The organism is Ohtaekwangia sp., assembly GCF_036786105.1.
Taxonomy (GTDB): Bacteria; Bacteroidota; Bacteroidia; order Cytophagales; family Cyclobacteriaceae; genus Ohtaekwangia.
In genome coordinates, this window is the sequence record NZ_DAIQRQ010000120.1 from 1 (window position 1) to 2,492 (window position 2,492).

Annotated in this window: 2 protein-coding genes; both read left to right on the forward strand. The window is 42.6% G+C overall.

The window, feature by feature from the left end; translation table 11 throughout:
• Nucleotides 1-980 precede the first annotated feature (980 nt).
• Nucleotides 981-2,045 carry a S8 family peptidase gene (locus V7Q33_RS23130; protein WP_333821464.1) on the forward strand — a complete coding sequence of 355 codons (1,065 nt, stop codon included), beginning with the start codon at nt 981-983 and terminating at the stop codon, nt 2,043-2,045.
• A gap of 1 nt (nt 2,046) precedes the next feature.
• A partial coding sequence (locus V7Q33_RS23135; RefSeq protein WP_333821465.1) for a hypothetical protein occupies nt 2,047-2,492 on the forward strand: 446 nt, incomplete at its 3' end.

The following is a 2,492-nucleotide window of genomic DNA, read 5'->3' on the forward strand; positions in this document are numbered from 1 at the left end:
TCGGTCTTGATCTCCTCTCTTTTAAAAATAGAATAGACATTGCGTGGGCTGGTATTGATCCTGCGGGCGAACTCTGCTTTCTTCAATCCTGAATCGCGAAGCACTTTTTCTATTTCGCGACCTACGTGAATATTCATGATGCAATTTAAGCAACCTTTGCTCACGTAATCATTGAGAGGTGATCAGATTTTTACTTTAATCATAAATCAATTCATTACTGGCTCCATCTGGCTAAGTGAATCTTTATTAGCAATAAAATCAAATCGTAGAAAGTCTTAATCCGGTGATTTCATCCGAATTAATTAACAATCAATGAATTGCAAAATTGAGGCAAATTATCTACATTCGATTCAAGAGCCCATCATTCTGCTGTACCAATAGTAGAAAGATGGGCTTTTGCATTTTATAGTCTTTTTCAGGGTTGGAAGCTGTGCGGAATACAGGTGCTATTATTAGCCAACTCCTTGAAAAATACTGCGAAAGTCTTCAGTCAATGTACGTGAAGTTTTATGAATGGGCTGAAAACTTTCCAATCATTTACATCGGATGTTATTAGATGGGCTCTAATAAACACATAAAGTTTCCTCATGCTTGTAAATTGAGGCGTGCATTCTCCAGCATGAAACGTTGGGGCTAACGTTGGCCATGCAAGAAGAAATTAAAAGACCTACCCTACCAGGGGCCCGGCAGCCGGGCACCTTGGTTTTTTTCATATTTGCCTGAAAGCAGATGCCATTCATGCTACGCATTTATTCACTCGCCCGAATTGTAAATCATACCAGATTCTGCCCGTCTTTAGATAATATTTATACTTCATAATAAAAAAGTCACAGGCATTTACATCAATCACTCGGTGGCGGTGCTATATTGTATACTCTTGCCCGCTGGTTTCTACAACAGCAATAGCCTTGGAGTTGTTACCGTATGGCCAAACGGCATTAGTATGAGCAAATCGTTACGGCTATAGTATATACAGAACGATGAAAGTTACCGTTAAAGATTACCTGCATGTTCGCGTAGGGCGCCCGAGTCTCACCGCCCCCAGTTACCAATACCTGGCTCCCGGCAGCGAGCTGGAAGTTGACGGTAAACTATACAACGGCGATGTTTACAAAGGTGTTAATACCTGGTTAAAAGATGCTGCCAATAATTACTATTGGAGTGGTGGTATTGATATTCGTGAAATCGTTTCGGCTATAACGCTCCAGGAATATAACGAAGCAGACTTCTGGTGGCACAACGACTTTAATGTTTCCGAACTATGGAAGAAAGGTTTGACCGGTGATAAGATAAAGATCGCTGTACTCGACTCTGGTATAGCATTGCCGCATCCTGATCTGATCGTTAACCCGGCTAACCTGAAAGATTTGACCAATAGTCCTTCGGGTGTAGCCGATCAAACGGGCCACGGTACACATGTAGCCGGTATTATTATAGCTTCAAATAATGGCTTTGGCGTAAAAGGATTAGCCTATAACTCGAATTTTTATCTCGGCAAAATTACCAACGATATTCATGGCGATGACGTGTCGTTCCTTGTAAAAAGTATCACGTGGGCTATCGATCAGACCGTAGACATTATTTCTATCAGCAATGGCGTACCGGATAACAATGCTGCCTTGGAGTCTGCCGTGAACAACGCTATTGCAAAAGGAATTTTAGTGGTGGCTGCTGCCGGTAATAAAGACGAGACGACCGGAAACAACATTTTATACCCTGCTAAATATAGCGGTGTACTTTCTGTAGGAGGTGTTACCAGGGCGCATACTCCACTTGCTGATACCATCAATGCAAGTGATACTAATATATTCGCCCCCGGTGAGGAAATTCTTTCTACCTCGTTGAATAAAGGATACGTTACACTTACAGGCTGTAGTCAGGCAACACCTTATGTTGCCGGTATAGCAGCGTTGCTGCTGGAAGCCGTCCGCAAAAAGAACAGCAATTACAGAGCACATGATCTGAGAACTCAACTGATGAATCATGCTGATACCCTGCCGTATGGCAAGTTGATAAACCCCGTTAATACTTTAAATAACCTCTAAGATGAGAAAAGTTATATACCTGAGCGCTCTCCTGTTTTTGTTCTCGTTTACGTTGCGTGCGCAGATCGCTTACCAGGATGCGTTAGACCTTGCAGCGCTAAATCCTGTTCCTGATGATAGTGACCGCGTATTGATTCCCGTAGCAAATGCTGTTAAAGCTGCCGAGATACTGAAGAAGTATACCGACAAGACAACCTATGGCGAGATACAGCAGGAATTTTCTACTAATCCTTTTCTAAGATTGCCGAAGGTTAATGCGCAAAGCAGCAGCAGCATTACAGCCAGTGCTGCAAAACTTTTTTCAGGTGTTGCCGGGCTTGACGTAACCACACAGGCAGAAGGTATAGCATTGTTCATGATAAGCCGTGCGAAAGAAGAGCTTACCATTTCATTCTTTAACCGGTTCAAAAAATGTGTTGAAGAAAATCCGGAGATCGCGGTGTTGTT

What these genes read in the sequence shown, in the direction of transcription:
- V7Q33_RS23130 (WP_333821464.1), top strand. Translation starts at nt 981, where the DNA reads ATGAAAGTTACCGTTAAAGATTACCTGCATGTTCGCGTAGGGCGCCCG.